The organism is Nocardia wallacei, from assembly GCF_029869545.1.
Classification (GTDB): Bacteria; Actinomycetota; Actinomycetes; order Mycobacteriales; family Mycobacteriaceae; genus Nocardia; species Nocardia wallacei_A.
The window spans coordinates 39,562-59,420 of the sequence record NZ_JARWQD010000249.1; the positions used below are offsets into that span (position 1 = coordinate 39,562).

Sequence of the window (19,859 nt, forward strand, 5' to 3'; positions counted from 1 at the left end):
ATCGCTGAATGTCCGCCACTCTCGCCGAACTCGAAGCCCGCGTCGCCGCGCTGGAGGCCGATCGCGCGGATTACAAGGCCGTGCTGTCGATGGTCAACGTGCTCGGCCAGCAGACCCGCGAACGCCTCGCCGTCCTCGACACCACGATCGACGGCGTCGAGCAGCGGCTGGCCTCGCATATCGAGGGCCTCGAGGAGCGGCTGGCGGGCAGGATCGGGGAGACCAACGCCCGCGTGCGCTCGATCGAGGAGAACGTCGCCGAGATCAAGGACCTGCTGCTCCAGGCGCTCGACCGGCGCTGACCGGGCGTCAACGCCCGTTTCGGATTCGTCCGCATACTGGTTGACGTGAGCGCGTTTCGGGACTCCTCGTCGTCGGGGCCGATCGCTGCGGTCTCCGGGCCGATCGGCCGCCCGCATCCGCGCCGCGCCGAACTCGTGCTGTGCGCGGCCGCGGTCGCGCTGGTGGTGATGGCGGCGCTGGGCATGTCGGCGGCCGCGGGCGGCGAGGGCGGCGGCTCGATGCGCTGGGCGCTGGTGGTGTTCGCGGGCCTGGTGCTGCTGGCCCATCTGGCCGTGCGGCAGCTGGCGCCGAGAGCCGACCCGGTGCTGCTGCCGTGCGTGACGGTGCTCAACGGGCTGGGGCTGGTGCTCATCGACCGGCTCGACCGGGCCGAGGCCGCGGCCGCGGTGGCGCTGGGCACACCGGCGCCCGCACCCGACGCCGCGCACCAATTGATCTGGACCGCAGGCGGAATCGCGCTGTTCGCGCTGGTGCTGCTCGTGGTGCGCAACCACGTCCAGCCCGCCCGCTACGCCTACACCTGCGGGCTGGCGGGCCTGGTGCTGCTGCTCATACCGGCCGTGCTGCCGTCGCGGTTCAGCGAGGTCAACGGCGGCAAGAGCTGGATCATGTTCTCCGGGTTCTCGATTCAGCCCGGTGAGTTCGCGAAGGTGCTGCTGCTGGTGTTCGTCGCCGGATTCCTGGTCACCAACCGCGACCTGTTCGGCACCGCCGGAAAACGCTTCCTGGGCATGACGGTTCCGCGGCTGCGCGATCTGGGGCCGCTGCTGCTGGTGACGTTCGTGTCGGTGCTGGTGCTGGTGTACGAGAAGAACCTCGGGTTCTCGCTGCTGGTGTTCGGGACCGTGCTGGCCATGCTGTACATCGCGACGCGGCGCTCGTCGTGGCTGCTGATCGGCATCGGGATGTTCGCGCTGGGCGCGGTGATCGCCTACAACCTGTTCGGGCATGTGCGCGTGCGGGTGCGGGTGTGGCAGGACCCGTTCGACACCTACTACACCAACGGCTACCAGATCGCGCAGGCGCTGTTCGGGCTCGGCACGGGCGGGTTGTCGGGCACGGGGCTGGGGGCGGGCCGCCCGCAGGAGGTGCCGTTCGCCAAGACCGACTTCATCATCTCCACCATCGGCGAGGAGCTGGGGCTGATCGGGCTGACGGCGGTGATCCTGCTGTTCACCATCCTCACGCTGCGCGGATTCACCGCCGCCCTGGCCACCCGCGACTCCTTCGGCAAGCTGCTGGGCGGCGGGCTGGCGTTCTCGCTGGGCTGGCAGCTGTTCGTGGTGGTCGGCGGTGTCACGAAACTGATTCCGCTGACCGGCCTGACCACCCCGTTCATGTCCTACGGCGGCTCCTCGCTGCTGGCCAACTACGTCATCGTCGCGCTGCTGATGCGGATCTCGCACGACGCCCGCACCGGCGCGACCCCCGCCCCGCCGCCGGCGGCGCCGATCGCCGAGGCGATGACCGAGCACATCCGCCAGAGCGGGGTCGTGCGCCGCGAGCCGTGACGCTCAGCGCGGCGCGGACTCCATCTCGAGGCCCGCGTCGCGCCAGGCGACGATGCCGCCGTCGAGCGAGGACGCGTCGTAGCCCGCGCGGCGGGCCAGGGCCGCGAACCGCCGCGACACCTCACCGACCGGGCACACGAAAACCAGTGGGCGCGAACGGGAGAACGGCACCCCCTGCGCCAGCATGTCGTCGAGCTGGTCGTCGCGGATGTTCAGCGCGCCCGGCACGTGCCCGATCCGGTAGGCCATCGCGCCACGGGTGTCGACGATCGTCGGCCGGGCCGTGGCATCCAGCTCGGCCAGCGCCCGCGGGGACAGCGCCGGGACCGCCGCCACCTCCTGCGCCGTCGGCGGCCGCGCGCGGGAACCGGTGCGCCCGAACAGCTCCGGGCGGCGCTTCTTGATATAGGACAGGTACGGTTCGAGCCGGTCGCAGACGATGATCACCGCCACCGCCGGGGTGTCGATCGCCGAACGGTCCAGTGCCCCCAGGAAATCCAGCGCCGCGGCATAGCTGGCGCCGCTGGTCGGCCCGGCCAGCACGCCGTACCCGGTGGCCAGCTCCAGGGTGGCGTCGACGGCGCGGCCGGATTCGACGGTGAGGATGCGGTCGTAGAAATCGGGCTGGAACAGCCCCACCTCCCACATCTCGGTCTCCGAACGGATGCCGGGGATGAAGTCCGAGCGCTCCGACACCACCGCCAGCGCCCGCAGTTCGGGATGATGTTTGCGCAGATAGGAGGCCGCGCCGCGGGTGGAGCCGGTGGTGCCGAGGCCGCCGACGAGATAGTCGACGCGAGACACGCCGGAGCGGGCGAGATCCTCGTGGATCTCGCGGCCGGTGCCGTGGTAGTGCGCGTCGACGTTCTTCTCGTTGGTGTACTGCGACGGATGATGGTAGGCGCCGGGGTTTTTCGCCATCGTGGACTCGATCACCGAGTACACGTCGTTGGGGGTGGTCGGGTCGGGGCATTCCGACAGGCCGGGCAGCTCCTCGATCTCGGTGCCGAACAGCTGCAGCAGATCGCGCACCTCGCTCACCTTGATCCGGTTGGTGACCGCGCGCAGCCCGACGCCGTGCAGGGCACCCAGAATGCGCAGCGCCTTGGCGGTATTTCCGGAGGATGCCTCGATCAGCGTCTGCCCGCGGTCGCGGATATCGTCGAGCTCGTCGCGGATCATGCCCCAGGCGACGCGGTCCTTCACCGACCCGAACGGGTTGTGCGACTCCAGTTTCGCGTACAGCTGCACGCCGGTCAGCCCGTGCACGGCCGGGTCGAGACGCAGCAGCGGGGTGTTGCCGATGAGGTCGGTGATGTGGTCGTAGGTCATCGCGGCACCCCGGGGGCGCGCGGTGCGGGCGAGGCCGCGGGAACCAGCGTGGTGGGCGCGGGCTCGTAGTCGGCGTCGGGGCAGACCTCGAACGCGCCGCCTCGATGGGCGACGGCCAGTTTGGGCGGCAGCGGATGCATCGACGCCGCGGCCGCCGACAGGTCGGTGTGGTAGGCGGCGGTATTGGGGAACACCACCAGGTCGCCGGGCCGAGGCGGGTGCGCCAGCCACACCTTGTGGTTGGTGACGAGATCGCGTTCCAGGCACAGCCTTCCGGCGAAGAAGACCCCCACGTGACCGTCGCGGGTAGTCGCCGGGCACGGCGGGTCCGGTTCGGGGTGCGCGACGGCGGGCACGACGATCGGATCCACCATCACCTCCTGATCGGCCGGGGTGACGGTATCGCGGCTCAGGTCGAGGTTGACCAGCACGCTGCCGTCGGCGGCCTGTTTGACGAATTCGACACGGGCCACGGTGATTCCGGCGTGATCGACCAGCGACTTGCCCGGCTCCAGCCACAGCTCCAGCATGTTCTCGGCCGCGACCTGCGCCACCGTGCGGCCGCCGTGCGCCTCGAGCGGGGCGCCGAGCAGATCGTCGAGCATGCGCGTGGCGGGCACGGTATTGGCGTACTTGTGGAAGACGGGAGTGCCGTGGACTCCGGTGTCGTCGAGGTGGAAGCCGAAGGTGTTGCCGCCCCACGCCATCGGCTCGCCGCGGCCCAGCAGCGACTCCCGCAGCGCCGCCACATAGCCGTCGAACCGGTCGGCGTCGGCGGTGAACACCTGCCGGAATCCGCCGCCGATATCGAGCACGGTCGGCGTCAGCCCGTACCCGTAGGCGCGTTCGATCAGCTCCAGGCACGTCTCCACCGCGCGTACCCGCTCGGCGGGTTCGCCGGAATCCAGGTGGAAGGCGAAGCCCCGCAACGCGATCCGGCTGGGATGGGCCGCGAGCACCCGCAGAGCCTGATCCGCGTCGGCCAGCGCGATCCCGAATCTGCTCACCGCGCTCGCCGCGAATCCCGACATGCGCAGCAGCACCGGCACCGTCGCGTGGTCCCCGGCGAGTTCGGTGAGGCGGCGCAGCTCCCACAGGTTGTCGACATTGACCGTCACGCCCGCGCCGACGAGCTCGCGCAGCAACGCCTCGCCCTTGGGCCCGGTCACCTCGATGCGCGCCGGGCCGAAGCCCGCGTCGACGGCCGAGGTCAGCTCCCCGGCGGAGGCCACGTCGACCGCGATCCCGGCGTGCTCGGCGGTGCGCAGGAAGGCCCGGGAGCGATTCACCTTGTGCGCGTAGCAGATTCGGTGACTCGGCAGCCGCCGGTCGAGGACCGCGCGCAGCCGCCGCAGGTTCTCCGCGTACACCTGCGGGAAGACCAGGTGGGCGGGGGAGCCGAACCGGGCCAGCGCGTCCTCGGCGGCGCCGGGGACGTCGAGGAAGGCGCGTACCAGCGGATGGATCTTGGCGGGCAGCGCGGGGACGGGCGCGGTCATACCGCGGTTTCCGTGGGCCGGGGCCCGGCGGGATCGACGGCGGGCAGGGCGCGCACCGGATTGTAGCCGCCGTCGCGCAGCGCCTCGAACGCCCGATGACGATTGCGGGGGCTGCGGAACTCGGCCACGACCCGCTTGCTGACCAGATCGATGTCGTGCACCCGGATCTGCATCGACTCCAGCACGCCGGTGATGGTGCGCACGCAGTGCTTGCAGTTCATGTCCGGCACGTAGAAGACTTGATCCTCGGCGGCCAGATCGCCGGTGCCGGGCTCGGATTCGCCGGGCACCTCGGCGACGGTGAGCCGGACCACCGCCGTGCGGAACAGCTCCACGAAGCGCTCCACCACCACCGGCAGGATGCTGTAGTGCTCGCCCGCGACATGGTGCGGCATGGCGGCCAGGCAGGCGGGGCGGGTACCCGGCGGCAGCAGCGCGTACTGGCGGGAGATCAGGTCCAGCTCGTCGTGGTACTTCTCGATGGCCGCCGCCACCGACAGGCCCTCGGCGGTGGTGGCGCGGCGCATCACGGTGTGCGCCTCGGAGATGGTGGTGTCCTTCATCGCACGCAGGGTCGCGACCGTGTCGGCGGTGTAGCGGACGGTGCCGTCGGGCTGGACCGCGAAGGTCACCGGGATCATGCCGCGCCGATAGGTGGACGCCTGCAGCTCCCAGAACCAGCGCGTCGCGACGGCGCCGAAGATGCCGGAATCGCGCATACCGCAGGCGAATTCGTCGGGTGTGCGATACGGCGTCCAGCGGGCCAGCAGGGCGTGCTGGGCCAGCGCGCGCCCGCACGCCTCGATGCCGACCCGGAAGATGTCGTGCGGTTCGTGGTCGGTGGTGGTACCGGCCAGCACCGCCCGGTCGCGCGGGGCGAGGGCCGACATGCGGTCGGCCAGGCCGGTGTCGGACTCCAGTCCGTGCCACAGCCGCAGCACCGTCTCGCGCATGGCGATGGGCACGATCGGGCCCAGTCCGCCGGAATGGAAGTGACCGGTATTGGGGATGCCGTCGGAGTCGGTCCAGGCGATGCGGTGGGTCGCGCTGGTCACCTGATCGGCCCGGCACGGGCGCATGAACCGCTCCAGATACAGGCGCTGCGACAGCGTGAGATGGCTGTTGGGTTCGGAACGTAAAGGCGCGCAGGTGTATTCGATATGGTTCGGTTCCGGCGGTGGCGGGTCGCCGAACAGGCCCGGCCGGGCCAGTCCGGCCAGGACGCGGGAGGCCGCGCGCCGGTCGTAGCGGGGTTGCGCCTGATCGGTACTCATCGGACCTCCGTGGCAATGGTGGCGACACACCGCACGAACCGGTCGATCTCGTCGGCGGTGTTGTACAGGTGAGTGCTCACCCGTACCGAAACATCATCTGCGGCAACGTCTTCGGTGGTGTGCTCAGCCGTGGGAACGCAGTGCGCGCCGGTGCGGACCAGGAATCCGGATTCGGCGAGCACGAATCCCAGGTCGGCGGCGGAGATGCCGTCGAGGGTGAACGACACTGTGCCGTACCCGGTTTCACACGGCGCGTGGGCGGGGCCGGGCAGGAATTGCAGGCCGGGCAGCGGGCGCAGGCCGGTGATCAGGCGCTGCGTCAGGGCGCGGTTGTGCGCGGTGATCGTGCCGATTCCGATCTCGCCGAGAAACTCCAGCGCCGCGCCGAGGGCGAGAATGCCGGGGATGTTGGGGGTGCCGCCCTCGAGCTGCTCGGGCATGCGGGTCGGGCGCAGGCCCGAATCCGACACTGCCACGCCGGAATTGCCGCCGGGAAGGAAGGCGGTGAGCCGGTCGTGCACGCGGCGGCGGCAGTAGAGCACGCCGGTGCCCGGTGCGCCGAACATCTTGTGCGCCGACAGCACCGCGAAATCCGCGCCCAGCTCGGCGACGTCCACCGGCAGATGGCCCGCACTCTGGCTGCAGTCGAAACACAGCAGCACCCGGGGGTCGAGACGGCCGCGCAGCTCCTCGAGGGTGGTGACCGACCCGAAGACGTGGTGCAGGTGGCTCACGGTGATCAACCGGGTGCGCGGCGAGAGCTTCGCGGCGATGTCGTCGATATCGGCCTCGCCGAGCGCCGTCACCCGGTAGGGGATCAGGCGCACGCGGCGGCCGAATCCGGCCAGCGTGGCCCGCAGCTGGATCCACGGATACACGTTCGATGCGTGATCGCGTGGGCTGTAGAGGATTTCGTCGCCGTCCTCGAGGGCGGCCAGCCCCCACGCGAGCGCCACGGCATTGAGCCCGGCGGTGGCGCCCGCGGTGAACACCACCTCTTGCGGTGTGGCGCCCAGGAATTCGGCGGTGCGCTCGCGGACCCCCTCGATGGCGCGGGTGAGGCCGGTGGACCACGGATAGGTGCCGCGTCCGGCGTTGGCGGTGCGGCTGCTGTGGTAGCGGTGGATCGCCTCGATCACCGGCCGGGGCTTCTGGGTGGTCGACGCGCTGTCGAGATAGACCTCGGCGGCCTCGGTGAGGGCGGGGAACAGGGTGCGGACCGCCGCGGGGTCCCACGTCGGCGACGATTCCCGGGCCGCCGGTGGCCCGGCGAGGGCAGACCATGGCGCAGGTGACCGCAACGCGACGCTCCCTTCGGGTCGTACGCTCCGACCTCCCCAACGATACGCACTTTTCATGACGTGTTCGAAGATTCTCGCGGACAACGAGTTTCGGCCGGGTCCGGTGGGCACCCGGAGTAGGGTGTGATCATGGCACTCACTCCGCAAGAACGTGAAGAGTTCCTGACCGAGGCACATATCGGTGCGCTCTCGGTCTCCGCGGGGCCCGACCGCGGGCCGCTGACCGTGCCGATCTGGTACGACTACACCCCGGGCGGGGAGGTCTGGCTGCTGACCGGGCCCACCTCGAAGAAGATGGGCCTGATCAAGGCCGCCGGGCGGTTCAGCCTGATGGTCGAACGCGTGGAACCGACCGTGCGGTATGTGACAGTGGAGGGTCCGGTCACCCGGATCGCCGAATCCACCGACGCGCTGCACGAGGCGATGGTGCGCCGCTACCTGCCGCCGGAGAACGTCCCGGGCTACCTGAAGTTCGCGGTGAGCCTCGGCGAACAGTCCGTCGTCTACATGCGCCCGGAGCACTGGCTGTCGGCGGACTTGGGAGACACGCGCGAGCTCTGAGCGGCACGCCGTAGGGGCGTGTCGGCATTGTCGAAAGAAGTCGGCTGCGCCGGGTAGTGCCGCTCGGTACCGTGTGCGCGGTGAGTAACTCGAGCGTGGGGGCGAGGGTGCTGGCGGTCCTCGGCGACCCGCGTCTGGGCGGGCTGCCCGCGACCGCGCGAGACGACGCCGTCACGGCCCTCCTGTCGGCATGGCTGGTCGGCGGATTGCTGCTGGACGCCTGGGCGCACACGAGCGTGCCCGAACCCGAACCGTTCTCGACACCGTGGCAGGCGGTGTCCTACACGGGATTCCTCGCGCTCGCGGGATGGGTGCTGCTGCTGGTGCGGCGCGGCCTCCGCGACGGTCTGCGCGGGGCCGCCGCCGTCCCGCTCGGATATCGCGCCACCGTGCCCGCGCTCATCGGCGTCGTCCTGGCGGTGGCGGGCGACCTGCTCTGGCATGCGGCCTTCCACGGCACCGCCGAGGCGGTGGACGTGCAGTTCGGTCCCGCCCACCTGGGCCTGGCGGCCTGCGCCTTCGTCCTGGTCACCACGCCGCTGCGGTCGGCGATGGCGCGCGGCGACATCGGGGCCGCGCCGCCGCTGCGGCTGCTGTGGCCCGCGCTGCTGGCCTGCGGGTGCGCCGCCGCGCTGGTCGTGCTGTTCCTCGGCTACGGCAATGCCGCCGCCTACTCGGCGGCACGGATCGTGGAGGTGCTGTCGCAGCCGGGCGGGCCGCAGGTGCGTGCGCTGGCCGCGGCCGTGGTGATCAGCACCGCCGTGCTGCTGCTGCCGTTGCTGTTCGCCGCCCGGCGCTGGCGGCTGCCGTTCGGGGCGGCGCTGCTGACGATGCTGCCCGCGGTGGCGATGTCCGGCGCCGAAACCGACGGCCACAACCTGAGCATCCTCATCGCCTTCGCCGTCGCGGCCGTCGGCGTGGACCTGCTGGTGCTGTGCCTGGACCCCGCCGCGGACCGCCCGTCCGCCTACCGCGGTTTCGCCACGGCCGCCGCCCTGTTCACCTGGGGGCTGTACATCGGCGTCGCCGCCGCCGCGGCAGGCCGCCTGCCCGATGTGGTCGAGCTGTGGACCGGCATACCGATAGCAGCAGCCCTGGTCGCCTGGCTCCTCGCCGTCCTCATGCTCCCGGCCCGCACCAACGCAACGCCCTGAACCCGCGCCGCCCGGGCAAATGGTCCATCGGCCACATGCGCCGGAGAGTGGTATATGGCGGACGGTCCACGTGTGGCGCAAGCCGGGTGCGTGATCCAGCGCGGCGGCACGGGCAACGAGGGCCCGGCCCGTGACCGGGCGGGCGGTCAGGCCCGGTACGTAGTGGGACGGCATCGCGGGATGGGTCCGTTGCACCGGGCGCGGAGGTGCCGTGAGTGCATTCACCACTCGGGTGAGAAGCGGGTGGCCGAGTACGGTGCGTGGCGGTGTGGGACTGCATGCCGGATCCATTGCGCTGGGTGCGAGCGTGCAACGGGTGCACACATTGCGGGGGGTGGGAACCGTGTGTTCGGCCCGCACATCGTTCGCGACCCGGGCACCGATGCGCCACAGATTGGTCGTCCTGCGTGCGGTGATCGGGTTCGAGCGGTGCGCGCGGCGTCAGTTGCCTGCCGGGTCGGGGCCGCCCGGGTTGCAGCGGGCCTGCACGGTGCCCTGGTAGTCCAGGGCGGGGCGCCAGGGCTCGAGGTTCCAGCTGGGCTTGTTCGGGGCGACCAGGCGAGCCCAGTCCCAATGGCATTTGAACTGGTCGTACATGCCGGGACTGTCGGCGTCGGGAGCGTGGGCCAGCACCTCGCCCCACGCGCGGTCCAGGGCCGCCGGGAAGGTGTCGGCGCGCCCGGCCGGAGTCGGGTACACGTGCAGGCGGCGGCCGTCGGGATCATCGGTCCACTCCGTGCGCTCGACCAGCGGGCTGTCGGCGAACTCGTCGACCGTCGGGGTCGCCGCGATCGCCCGAGCCGAGGTGGTGGCGGTCGGCTTCGTGGTGACGGGCGTGGTCGTCGTGGGCGCCGGACCCACCGCGACCGGCGCGGACTCGTCGGCGCTCCCGCAGCCCGCCGCCGCCAGCGCGCCCGCGAGCAGCAGCGCCCCGCCGATTGCCCTGACGCTGTGCCGCACTCGCAACTCCCTGACCGATCGTGGCTGTCTCCGCGAACGCCACGGTACCCGGCGGCCCCGGCGGCGGTGCAATTCGCTTGCCGCCGTGCCGGATGCGAGACAGGCCCGGGAGATCGACTTGGCGCCCAGCGGGGCCCGGCCACGTAGAGTAGGACGGGTGGCCGCACAGCTGACCAAGGGGCAAGTCGACCGCCTGAGGGTCGACGACATCGTCGTATCGGTCCGACACAGCGAGTCGGTGGATGTCGCGGCGCTACTGCTCAACTCGGCCGGACGCGTGCGCGGCGAGAACGACCTCATCTTCTACAACCAGCCCACGGGCCCCGGCATGCGCCTGGTCCCCGGTCAGTCGACGCTGGCGATCGGGCTGCGCGAGCTGCCGCCCGATATCGAGCACGTGCGGGTGGTCGTCGCGCTCGACGACCCCCAGCTGAACTTCCGCGACTTCGCGCCGCCGCAGGTCCGCATCGAGGACACCGCCGGAAATCCGGTGTACGAGTACGTGATCGACGGCCTGGGCCCGACCGCGACGGTGATCGCGTTGGATCTGGACCGGGCGGGCGCCGACTGGCAGCTGCGGGTGCAGGGCGAGGGCTTCCCCGGTGGCTTCCGCGACCTGGTCACCGCGCACGGCGTGCACCTGCGCGGCGCGGAACCCGAGCCCGCCTATATCGGCCCCGCCGTGCTGAATCCGGGCCAGGAGGTGGCGCTCAACGAGATCCGCAAGGGTGAGCTGACACTGGTGAAGATGGCGGTCGGCTGGGATCCGGTGAAGGTGCACGGCCCGCGCGGGCTGCGCGAGCTGGAGATCGATCTGGACGCCTCGGCGCTGCTGTTCGTGGGCCGCAGCATCCGCGATGTCGCCTTCCATCAGCAGTTGGCGTCCAAGGACGGCGCGGTGCGCCACTCCGGGGACAATATGACCGGCGAGGGCAAGGGCGACGACGAGGTGATCACCGTCGACCTGGCCCGCCTGTCGCAGGAGGTGTCGGCCGTGGTCTTCGTGGTCACCTCCTACGCCGGGCACACCTTCGAGCGAATCCGCAACGGCTACTGGCGCATGATCGACGGCACCAGCAACGCCGAACTGGCCCGCGGCAATCTGCGCGGCGGCGGCCCCCACACCGCCATGGTGGTGGCGAAGGTGCATCGCGAGGACGGCATCTGGCGACTGGCCTCGATCGGCGCGCCCATCCAGGCCGGGCATCCGGTGGAGGCGGTGCAACAGCTGCCGCCGTATCTGTAGACCGAGTGTGTGAGAGAGCCGACCTAGGGGCGAGATGACATCACCGGCTGTGAAATGTCTTGTCTGGGAAGTGGACAACACGCTGTGGGACGGTGTCGTCTGCGATTCGACGAGCGGGCCGCTGCGCCCGGACGCGCTGCGGGCGCTACGCGCGCTCGCACGCCGGGGCGTGGTGCACGCGGTGGCCAGCCGCGGCGAATGGGCCTGGACCACCGAGAAGTTACACCGGCACGGCCTCGACAGCGTCTTCGCCGCGGTCGAGGTCGGCTGGGGCCGCAAATCCGCCGCCATCCAGCGCATCGCCGCCAGGCTGCGGATCGACCTGGACGCGGTCGGCTACCTCGACGCCGAACCGCTCGAACGCAGCGAGGTCGGCCACGCCCTCCCGCAGGTCCGCTGCTACGCCGCCCGCCACACCGACATCCTCCCCGCCCTCCAGGAATTCCGCGCCCCCACCACCACCTCCCCACCCACCTCCCCCATGGGCTTCGCCCACATCACCCGCTGACCCCCACTTCCCGCACCCCCTGCACGTTCGCGCACCAGCTACAAGCACGCGCAGGGGGTGCGGGAACGAACAGGGGGTGCGGGAACCGAGAGTGCCCGCGGAATCAGGCTGTGTCGCGGCGGATTTCGACGATGGGGAGGACCAGGGCGGCGGGGGCGTCGGCGGGGACGACCGGATTGCGCGGGGGGACAGGGGGAATGCGTTCGTAGGGGCTGTGCTGTGGTGGGCGGGAATCGGTTTCGCCCTTGTTCGGCCACAGCGAGGCCGCGCGTTCGGCCTGGGCGGTGATGGTGAGCGACGGGTTGACGCCGAGGTTGGCCGAGACGGCGGCGCCGTCGACGACGCTGAGCGTCGGATAGCCGTAGACGCGGTGATAGGGGTCGAGCACGCCGTGTTCCGGATCGGCTCCGATCGGGGCGCCGCCGAGGAAATGCGCCGTGAGCGGGATGTTGAAGATCTCGCCCCAGCTGCCTCCCGCGGTCCCGCCGATCTTGTCGGCCACCCGGCGGGTGACGTCGTTACCGGCCGGAATCCAGGTCGGATTCGGTTGGCCGTGGCCCTGTTTGGAGGTGAGCTTGCGCCCGAACAGGCCCCGCTTGGTGTAGGTCGTGATCGAGTTGTCCAGGTGCTGCATCACCAGCGAGATGACGGTGCGCTCGCTCCAGTTGCGCACGCTCAGCATCGACACCAGCCGCAGCGGGTGGCGCAGCACCTCGAGCAGGAACCGCAGCCAGCGCGGAATGCGACCGCCGCCGTCGACCATCAGCGTCTGCAGCAGGCCCATCGCGTTGGAGCCCTTGCCGTAGCGCACCGGCTCGACATGGGTATCGGCGGTGGGATGGATGGAGGAGGTGATGGCGACGCCGCGGGTGAAGTCGCGGTCCGGATCGACCTTGCGGGTCGCCGCCCCGACGATCGACTCGGAATTGGTGCGCGTCAGCTCGCCCAGCCGCGGCGACAGCCCGGGCAGAATCCCCTTGTCGCGCATGGCGAACAGCAACTGCTGGGTGCCGCGGGTACCGGCGGCCAGCACCACCTGCCCGGCGGTGAACGACCGGGGCGATTTGCGGATCCAGGCGCCCGTGCGTTCGGTGTCGACCTGCCACGAGCCGCCGTTGAGCGGGCGCAGCGCGGTCACCGTCGTCATCGGGATCACCTGCGCCCCGGCCTGTTCCGCCAGATACAGGTAGTTCTTCACGAGCGTGTTCTTGGCGCCGTGGCGGCAGCCGGTCATGCATTCACCGCACTCGAGGCAGCCCGTGCGATCGGGGCCGACCCCGCCGAAATACGGATCGGGCACGGTCTTGCCGGGTTCGCCGAAGAACACCCCGACCGGTGTCTGCACGAACGTGTCGCCCACGCCCATATCGTCGGCGACCTGGCGGAAGACCTCGTCGGCCGGGGTCATGTGCGGATTGCGCACCACCCCCAGCATCTTGGTGGCCTGGGTGTAGTAGGGCGTGAGCTCGGCGCGCCAATCGGTGATGTCGCGCCACTGCGCGTCGTTGAAGAACGGGTCCGGCGGCACGTACAGCGTGTTGGCGTAGTTGAGCGAGCCGCCGCCCACGCCCGCGCCCCCGAGGATCAGCACATCGCGCAGCAGATGGATACGCTGGATGCCGTAGCAGCCCAGCTTCGGCGCCCACAGGAATTTGCGCAGATCCCAGCTGGTCTCGGGCAGCTGGTCGTCGGCGAATCGCCGTCCGGCCTCCAGCACCCCGACCCGGTAGCCCTTCTCCACCAGCCGCAGGGCGGTGACGCTGCCGCCGAACCCCGAGCCCACGATGAGGACGTCGAAATCGGTATCGGGCTCGGCCATGTGCAGCTCCTTGCTCGAGGTCGCCGGTGACGCCCGCAACATTACTCCCGAGTACGTGTAGCTGTGTCGCGCGGTACCTTGTAACCGGGGGAGCGATGCTCGCGTGTGCACGCGGTGCTCTCGATATGGCAGGGTGGGGGCATGGCCGCCACCACGCCCCGGGCGCGCGCCCGCGCCCGCACCATGGAAGACATCGTGCGCATCGGGCGCGAGCACCTCGCGGTGCACGGTGCCGCGGCGCTGTCGCTGCGGGCGGTGGCGCGCGATCTCGGCGTGGTCTCCTCGGCCGTGTACCGCTACGTCCGCAGCCGCGACGAACTGCTCACCCTGCTCGTCGTCGACGGCTACACCGAACTCGCCGACACCGTCGACGAGGCACTGGCGAGCGCCCCCGCCGACCCCGCGCAGCGGTTGCGGGTGGCCGGGCGCGCCGTGCGCGACTGGGCGCTGGCCGAACCGGCCCGCTACGGCCTGCTCTTCGGCACCCCCGTGCCCGGCTACGAGGCGCCCGCGGAACAGACGGTCGCACCGGGCACGCGCGTCATCGGGACCCTGCTGCGGGTGCTCGAAAGTGCCTATCGCGCGGACGTTCTCACCGCACCGGAACCGCTGCCGCCCGTATCCGACGCGCTGGCAGCGGATTTGGTGCGCATCCGCGGCGAATTCGATCTGGGCGTGCCCGATTGGGTACTGGTGCGCGGAATCTCGGTGTGGACGGGGCTGTTCGGGGCGGTGAGCTTCGAGGTGTTCGACATGTACGGTCCGCAGACCTTCGCCGATCGGGCCGAGATATTCGAGCGCCAACTCGACAGCCTGTGTGCGATGGTGGGATTGGGCGGCGCGCCCGGCGGGTAAACACGCAGTGGAATTGTGCATTCGTCGTGGTCATGGTGCAGGATATCCGCGGCCGTGGAGCAAGATCACAGCCCTGACGACGCGCATTCTCAGCTTCTCCACAGCACGGTGATGTGAAACTGTACGGCGAGATGAACGACGATACCGATCAGTTCCCGGTGGTGCCCGACCCGCGCCGCGGTGGTCGCCACGCCCGTCGAGCGGGGCGTGCGCAGCCGGATACCGCCGATCGGTCCGGTGAGCCGCCCGCGCACGCTCGGCGCGAGGAGCAGCAGAGCGGGATTCGTCGTGGGCGCGGCCAGGCGCCGGAATCGGGTCGCGGGGGTTCGCGCGGGGACGACGGCAGCAGGCGAGGCGGCGCGGCGGATTCGGGTGCACCGGCGCGCACGCGATCGGCGCCCGTCGATCCGCGACCACCGGCCCGTCGCAGCCGTGCCGAGGGCGATCGGCCCACCCGGGGTGGCGGTGCGGGGCGGGCCGACGATCGTTCCATCCGGGGCGGCGGTGCGGAGCGGGCCGAGGGGGAGCGCCCCGCCCGTCGCGGCCGTGGCGAGGGTATGGCCCCGGCTCGCCGGGGACGTGTGCGGGGCGCCGGATACCCGGTACTCGATGCCGCCGAGGAGGATTCGGAACCTCCCGCCCGGAAGGGCGCGACGCGGGGAAGGCGCGGCGAGCCGACCGACACCGCCGACAGTCCAACCGACCGGTACGTCCCCGCGACGGAGAACCGGCACACGCGCCGCGCGCAGCGGCGTCCGAGCAAGGCGGGCCGGGCGGCACGCATCGGCGGCCGGTTGCTGGCCGCCGCGACCGCCGTGGTCGTGGTGTCGGGCACGGGATTCGCCTACTACACCGAGCGCAGCCTCGATTCGGGCTTCACGCGATCCAACGCCATCAGCGCCGAGGATGCCGCGGCCCTCGACGGCGATATGAACCTGCTCCTCATCGGCCTGGACACCCGCAAGGACCAGAACGGCAACGACCTGCCCAAGCACATCCTCGACCAGCTGCACGCCGGAGACGGCACCGAGGGCGGCTACAACGCCAATTCGCTGATCCTGGTCCATATTCCGAAGGATCTGAAGAAGATCACCGCCTTCTCCATCCCGCGCGACGACTACGTCGCGGTCAGCGGGATCCCCGGCTACGACCACGCCAAGATCAAGGAGGCGTACGGGCTCAAGAAGGCCCACGTCGAGCAGAAACTCGAGAATCAGGGCGTGACGGACAAGGTCGAGCTGGAACGCAAGGGCCGCGAGGCCGGGCGCGAATCCATCGTGCAAACCGTCAAACAGCTGACCGGCGTGCCGATCAACCGCTTCGCCGAGGTCTCGCTCATCGGGTTCTACGACATCGCCAACATTCTCGGCGGCGTCGACGTGTGCCTGAAGGCACCGGTCGACGACGAGTACTACTCCGGGGCCGTATTCCCCGCCGGGCCACAGCATCTCGACGCCGCCAACGCGCTGTCGTTCGTGCGGCAGCGGCACGGCCTGCCCAACGGCGACCTGGACCGGACCCATCGGCAGCAGGCGTTCCTCACCTCGGTGGCCAAGCAGCTCAAGGATTCCGGCACCATGACCAACGTCGGCAAGCTGCAGCAGCTGATCCAGATGGCGCAGGACGACATCGTGCTGTCGCAGGGCTGGAACCTCATCGACTTCGCCCAGACCATGGGCAAGGCCGGGTCCATCCCGATCGAATTCCAGACCCTGCCGGTGAAGGCGTACGACAACATCAACGGCCAGGACGTCAACATCGTGGACCCGGCGCTGATCAAGAAGACCGTCCGTGCCGCATTCGGCATGCAGGCCCCGCAGCCCGCCGAGCCCACCACCACCCCGACCAGCACCGTGGACGTCGTCAACTCCGGCGGTCCGACCGGGATGGCGGCCAAGGTGTCGACGGCGTTGTCGGAGAAGGGATTCACCAAGGGCGAGATCGGCAACGCCGGCTACGGCGACGGCTCCAGTTCGGTGGTCTACTACGGCGCCGGTGCCGACGTCGACGCCACCCAGGCGGCCGATATGCTCGGCGGGCTGCCCACCGCGCCGTCGAGGTCCGTGCAGAGCGGGCGGGTGAAGATCGTGATCGGCAGCGATTTCACCATGCCCGACGAATTGTCCACCGGCACAACGTCGTCCGAGACTTCGGGTTCGGGATCGTCGTCGACGTCATCCGGCGGATCGACCACGAGCGGATCGGTCTCCGCGGCGGGCGATCCGCCCCCGGACGCCGGGAAGCCGATGACCACGAACATCGGGTCCGAAATCCCCTGCGTGAACTGAGTTCAGGGCTTCCGGCCCCGAATCGTATGCAGCAGATACGAACTCAGCGGTCGAGCGCGTACACGGCGGTACTCGATCAGGCGCCCACTCCGTGCCCCGTCACGGCGGTGGTGAACGCATCCCACTCGGCAGGGGAGAACAGCAGCGCCGGACCTGCCGGGTCCTTGGAATCGCGGACGCCGACCACACCGCTGGGAAGGAAGGCGACCTCCACGCAGTCGCGGCTCGCTGAACTGCGAGTGCTCTTGCGCCATACGGCGGCCGATAGGTCGGTGTTGTTGACATCGCTCACGAGAGGTACTCCTTGGCGACCCGGCGGATGAGATCCCTGCTCCGAGTCTCATCCAGTGCCGCATGTCGAATGGCCTGGTAAGCCTCATGGTATCGCTCGACGTCCTCTGCGTTCTCGAGATACAAGCTACCGGTGAAGTTCTCCAGGTAGACCACGGACGGTTCGATCGGCCGTCCTTTGCTGTCGTACGGGAAGTCGATAATGGTGAACAGGCCAATCGGATCACCGAGAGGAATGCCTGCTCGCAGTGGCAGGATGTGGAGCGAGACATTCGGCAATGTCGAAACGTTTGCGAGATGGCGCAACTGGGCCGCCATGACCTGGGGACCGCCGACCATTCGGTGCAGGACGGCCTCCAAGAGCACAACATCCAAGCGGGCAGGATTCCGTTTGCGCTTGATGAGGGCCTGGCGCTTCTGTTTCAAAGCCACACGCTGATCAATCTCTTCTGGCGTGTTGTCCGGATAGAAGCTGTGCAGCAGCGTCCTGGTATACGCGGGTGTTTGCAGAAGTCCGAGAATCACATCAGGGGCGTAGGAAGTCAGCTGTCGCGCAGCGGCTTCCAGCCCGATGTACACATCGAAATCCTTGGGGATCAGATCCCCGTACCGATGCCACCACGATTTGACCGACGCCTGCTGTGCCAGCCCGAGTATTCCGGCGGTCGTCATCTCGTCCGCGTCGTACAGCCTGCACAGTTCCCGGATTTCGATCAACCGGATCCGCTCCGCCTGCCCGGTTTCCAGCCGCTGCAGGCTGCTCGGGCTGCGTTCGACCAGGCGCGCGGCCTCGGCCAGGGTCAAGCCCGCCTGTTGTCTCAAGTCGCGCAGGTACCGTCCCAGTTGCCTGCGCGGAAGTGTGCTGCCGGTGTCCGGCATCGTCGTACCCCCACTCCGGTTCACGGTGATTCGCTGTCGAGACGACTGTTCCACGGTGGGCGTCGCGGTTCGATGGTTTGACGCGGAAAACCGCGGCAGCTCATCTGTTTTCCCAGCATAAAAACCGAGTTCCGTGACAAGGAATCCGTGGGAAATTCCTCCTGGTTTTTCCGATGATCGAATGTCCAAGAATGGGCGGGTGGCGGGGCGTCGAGAGCCACCCTCTACTATTTCCCGGTGACCGGATACGACGATGCGTTCGAGCACCTCGACACCTCGATCCTGCCGCTGCGGCAGCAGCGGATCCTGGCGACCATTCGCGACTGGGTGGTGCGGCACGGGTATCCGCCGAGCACGCGCGAGATCGGGGAGGCCGTGGGGCTGCGGTCCTCGTCGTCGGTGTCCAAACATCTGAAGGCGCTCGAGGACAAGGGATTCCTGCGGCGCAGCGACAGCATGTCGCGGCCGATCGATGTGCGGCTGTTCCTGCGGGCCGAGGCGCCCGCGGACCGCGACGAGGAGTCGGTGGCGGTACCGGTGGTCGGCGATATCGCCGCGGGCACCCCGATCCTCGCCGAGGAACACACCGACGACATCCTGACCCTGTCGCGCCAACTCGTCGGCCGCGGAACGGTTTTCGGCCTGCGCGTGCGCGGTGACTCGATGATCGACGCCGCCATCTGCGACGGCGACATCGTCGTGGTGCGCCGCCAGCACGAGGCGCATTCGGGCGAGATCGTCGCCGCCATGATCGACGAGGAGGCCACGGTGAAGGTCTACCGCCGCCGCGGCGGCCACGTCTACCTCGAGCCCCGCAACCCCGCTTACGAGGTCATCGACGGCGACCACGCCGTCGTCCTGGGCAAGGTCGTCTCGGTCATGCGCCGCGTCTGAACCGGAGCGCCGCGCGCCGATCACCGCCCGGGATTCGGGCGCGTGGCGGTCAGGAGGCGGAGTCGTCGGACTGGGGTTCGCGGGTGACCTGATCCGGTGACTTGTCCGGGCGCAGGCCGCGCCAGGACGGGTGGCGCAGGCGCCCGTCGCGGGTCCACTCGGTGAAGGCGACCTCGCCGACGAGCTCGGGGGAGACCCAGACCGCGTCGGGGACATCGGCTTTCACCGTCGGTGTGGTGCGGCGCAGGGGGCGCAGGTCGGCAGCGAGGTCGTCGAGCATGGCCGCGGTGAAGCCGGTGCCGACGCTGCCGGAATAGACGAGTTTCCCTGTGTCGTCGTGGATTGCGAGCAGCAGCGAGCCGATGCGACCGGCGAGGCGGCCGGTCCCGGGGCGCCAGCCGACGATCACCACCTCCTGCTCGCGGATGTTCTTCACCTTGGTCCACAGCTCGCTGCGGCGCCCGGGCAGGTACCGGCTGTCGAGCCGCTTGCAGACGATGCCCTCGAGCCCGTGCCGCCGCGATTCGGCGAGGGCCTCGGCGCCGGTGCCCGACAGCCGCGGCGGCACCTGCCAGTGCGGGCCGGTCAGCCCGAGCCTCTCGAGGAACTCGCGGCGTTGCTCATACGGCAGGTCGATCAGCGACCGGTCGCCGATGTGGAGCAGGTCGAAGATCATGTAGGTCACCGGGTCGGCCTCGGCGAGCGCCCGGATCCGGCCCTGGTTGCGCAGGTGCATGCGCGGCTGCAGCGCCTCGAAACTGGTGCGGCCCGCGGCGCCGACGGCCACGATCTCCCCGTCGACGACGAAGCGCGGGGTGGCGGGCGCCAGACCGGCCAGTTCCGGCCACGCCGCGGTGATGTCCTTGTCGTTGCGCGAGACCAGGCGCAGCGAGTCATCGATGTACCCGATGGCGCGGATGCCGTCGAACTTGGTCTCGCGGGCCCAGCGGCCGTCCTCGGCGGGCAGTGGACCCGCCGTGGCCAGCATCGCCGCGTACCGCGGCAACCGCGTCATACCCGCCTCGCCCATCCTCTCCCGGACACGGACGTTGCTGAAGACTTGCTCGATCATACTCGTCGGTCTGATTCGTGGCGGGCACCCCGGCCGCGACGCGCGTCCGCAGCGGGTCGCCAAACGGTAACTGCTGAATTAGAGTCCATGCAGGGGTGCAAGTGCCCGGTGC

At 69.9% G+C, this 19,859-nt stretch carries 18 protein-coding genes; 9 read left to right on the plus strand and 9 right to left on the minus strand.

Annotated features, from left to right (window positions below):
• The first annotated feature begins 8 nt into the window (after positions 1–8).
• Together QH290_RS21140 and QH290_RS21145 are read left to right on the plus strand one after the other, a co-directional pair.
• Entirely contained in the window at positions 9–302 is a 294-nt protein-coding gene (locus QH290_RS21140) for a hypothetical protein (protein ID WP_280269820.1), read from the plus strand.
• 45 nt (positions 303–347) lie between these two features.
• Positions 348–1,814 carry an FtsW/RodA/SpoVE family cell cycle protein gene (locus QH290_RS21145; RefSeq protein WP_280269819.1) on the plus strand — a complete coding sequence of 489 codons (1,467 nt, stop codon included), beginning with the start codon at positions 348–350 and terminating at the stop codon, positions 1,812–1,814.
• Positions 1,815–1,817: 3 nt separating this feature from the next.
• On the opposite strand, the gene QH290_RS21150 is transcribed toward QH290_RS21145, so the two are convergent.
• From QH290_RS21150 to QH290_RS21165, 4 genes are read right to left on the minus strand one after another with little or no spacing between them, the layout of a single operon-like run.
• Positions 1,818–3,146, minus strand: coding sequence for a pyridoxal-phosphate dependent enzyme (locus tag QH290_RS21150; RefSeq protein ID WP_280384649.1), 1,329 nt, complete (start codon positions 3,144–3,146; stop codon positions 1,818–1,820).
• Positions 3,143–4,645, minus strand: coding sequence for an alanine racemase (locus tag QH290_RS21155; protein WP_280384651.1), 1,503 nt, complete (start codon positions 4,643–4,645; stop codon positions 3,143–3,145). Before QH290_RS21155 ends, QH290_RS21150 begins: the two co-directional genes overlap by 4 nt.
• Positions 4,642–5,919: a heavy-metal-associated domain-containing protein gene (locus QH290_RS21160; RefSeq protein WP_280384653.1), complete on the minus strand. Its 1,278-nt coding sequence runs from the start codon at positions 5,917–5,919 to the stop codon at positions 4,642–4,644. Before QH290_RS21160 ends, QH290_RS21155 begins: the two co-directional genes overlap by 4 nt.
• Entirely contained in the window at positions 5,916–7,220 is a 1,305-nt protein-coding gene (locus QH290_RS21165; RefSeq protein WP_280384655.1) for an aminotransferase class V-fold PLP-dependent enzyme, read from the minus strand. Before QH290_RS21165 ends, QH290_RS21160 begins: the two co-directional genes overlap by 4 nt.
• 129 nt (positions 7,221–7,349) lie before the next feature.
• Here QH290_RS21165 and QH290_RS21170 point away from each other — a divergent pair, with 129 nt between their 5' ends.
• Entirely contained in the window at positions 7,350–7,781 is a 432-nt protein-coding gene (locus QH290_RS21170) for a pyridoxamine 5'-phosphate oxidase family protein (protein WP_280269814.1), read from the plus strand.
• A gap of 80 nt (positions 7,782–7,861) precedes the next feature.
• Positions 7,862–8,935: a hypothetical protein gene (locus QH290_RS21175; protein ID WP_280269813.1), complete on the plus strand. Its 1,074-nt coding sequence runs from the start codon at positions 7,862–7,864 to the stop codon at positions 8,933–8,935.
• 441 nt (positions 8,936–9,376) lie between these two features.
• Here the strand turns inward: QH290_RS21175 and QH290_RS21180 are convergent, their stop codons facing one another.
• Entirely contained in the window at positions 9,377–9,895 is a 519-nt protein-coding gene (locus tag QH290_RS21180; protein WP_280269812.1) for a DUF2599 domain-containing protein, read from the minus strand.
• Between the two features lie 157 nt (positions 9,896–10,052).
• Here QH290_RS21180 and QH290_RS21185 point away from each other — a divergent pair, with 157 nt between their 5' ends.
• Positions 10,053–11,141 carry a TerD family protein gene (locus QH290_RS21185; protein WP_280269811.1) on the plus strand — a complete coding sequence of 363 codons (1,089 nt, stop codon included), beginning with the start codon at positions 10,053–10,055 and terminating at the stop codon, positions 11,139–11,141.
• A 70-nt stretch (positions 11,142–11,211) separates the two neighbouring features.
• On the plus strand, positions 11,212–11,649 hold the full coding sequence (locus tag QH290_RS21190; RefSeq protein WP_280384657.1) for a hypothetical protein: 438 nt from the start codon (positions 11,212–11,214) through the stop codon (positions 11,647–11,649).
• Between the two features lie 103 nt (positions 11,650–11,752).
• Here QH290_RS21190 and QH290_RS21195 read toward each other — a convergent pair whose 3' ends face one another.
• The gene (locus QH290_RS21195; RefSeq protein ID WP_280269809.1) at positions 11,753–13,468 is read right to left on the minus strand and encodes a GMC oxidoreductase; all 1,716 of its coding nucleotides are present in this window, start codon (positions 13,466–13,468) and stop codon (positions 11,753–11,755) included.
• Positions 13,469–13,609: 141 nt separating this feature from the next.
• On the opposite strand from QH290_RS21195, the gene QH290_RS21200 reads away from it, so the two are divergent.
• The gene (locus QH290_RS21200; protein WP_280269808.1) at positions 13,610–14,323 is read left to right on the plus strand and encodes a TetR/AcrR family transcriptional regulator; all 714 of its coding nucleotides are present in this window, start codon (positions 13,610–13,612) and stop codon (positions 14,321–14,323) included.
• Positions 14,324–14,880: 557 nt separating this feature from the next.
• On the plus strand, positions 14,881–16,611 hold the full coding sequence (locus QH290_RS21205; RefSeq protein ID WP_425303630.1) for an LCP family protein: 1,731 nt from the start codon (positions 14,881–14,883) through the stop codon (positions 16,609–16,611).
• Between the two features lie 76 nt (positions 16,612–16,687).
• Here the strand turns inward: QH290_RS21205 and QH290_RS21210 are convergent, their stop codons facing one another.
• Both QH290_RS21210 and QH290_RS21215 read right to left on the minus strand, forming a co-directional pair.
• Entirely contained in the window at positions 16,688–16,903 is a 216-nt protein-coding gene (locus QH290_RS21210; protein WP_280269806.1) for a DUF397 domain-containing protein, read from the minus strand.
• Positions 16,900–17,781 carry a helix-turn-helix domain-containing protein gene (locus tag QH290_RS21215; RefSeq protein ID WP_280269805.1) on the minus strand — a complete coding sequence of 294 codons (882 nt, stop codon included), beginning with the start codon at positions 17,779–17,781 and terminating at the stop codon, positions 16,900–16,902. The genes QH290_RS21210 and QH290_RS21215 overlap by 4 nt, the downstream gene beginning before the upstream one ends.
• A gap of 237 nt (positions 17,782–18,018) precedes the next feature.
• Here QH290_RS21215 and lexA point away from each other — a divergent pair, with 237 nt between their 5' ends.
• Positions 18,019–18,675 carry a transcriptional repressor LexA gene (gene lexA / locus QH290_RS21220; RefSeq protein WP_280384661.1) on the plus strand — a complete coding sequence of 219 codons (657 nt, stop codon included), beginning with the start codon at positions 18,019–18,021 and terminating at the stop codon, positions 18,673–18,675.
• 49 nt (positions 18,676–18,724) lie between these two features.
• Here lexA and ligD read toward each other — a convergent pair whose 3' ends face one another.
• Positions 18,725–19,747, minus strand: a complete 1,023-nt coding sequence (gene ligD / locus QH290_RS21225; RefSeq protein ID WP_280384663.1) for a non-homologous end-joining DNA ligase — start codon at positions 19,745–19,747, stop codon at positions 18,725–18,727.
• Positions 19,748–19,859: the final 112 nt, after the last annotated feature.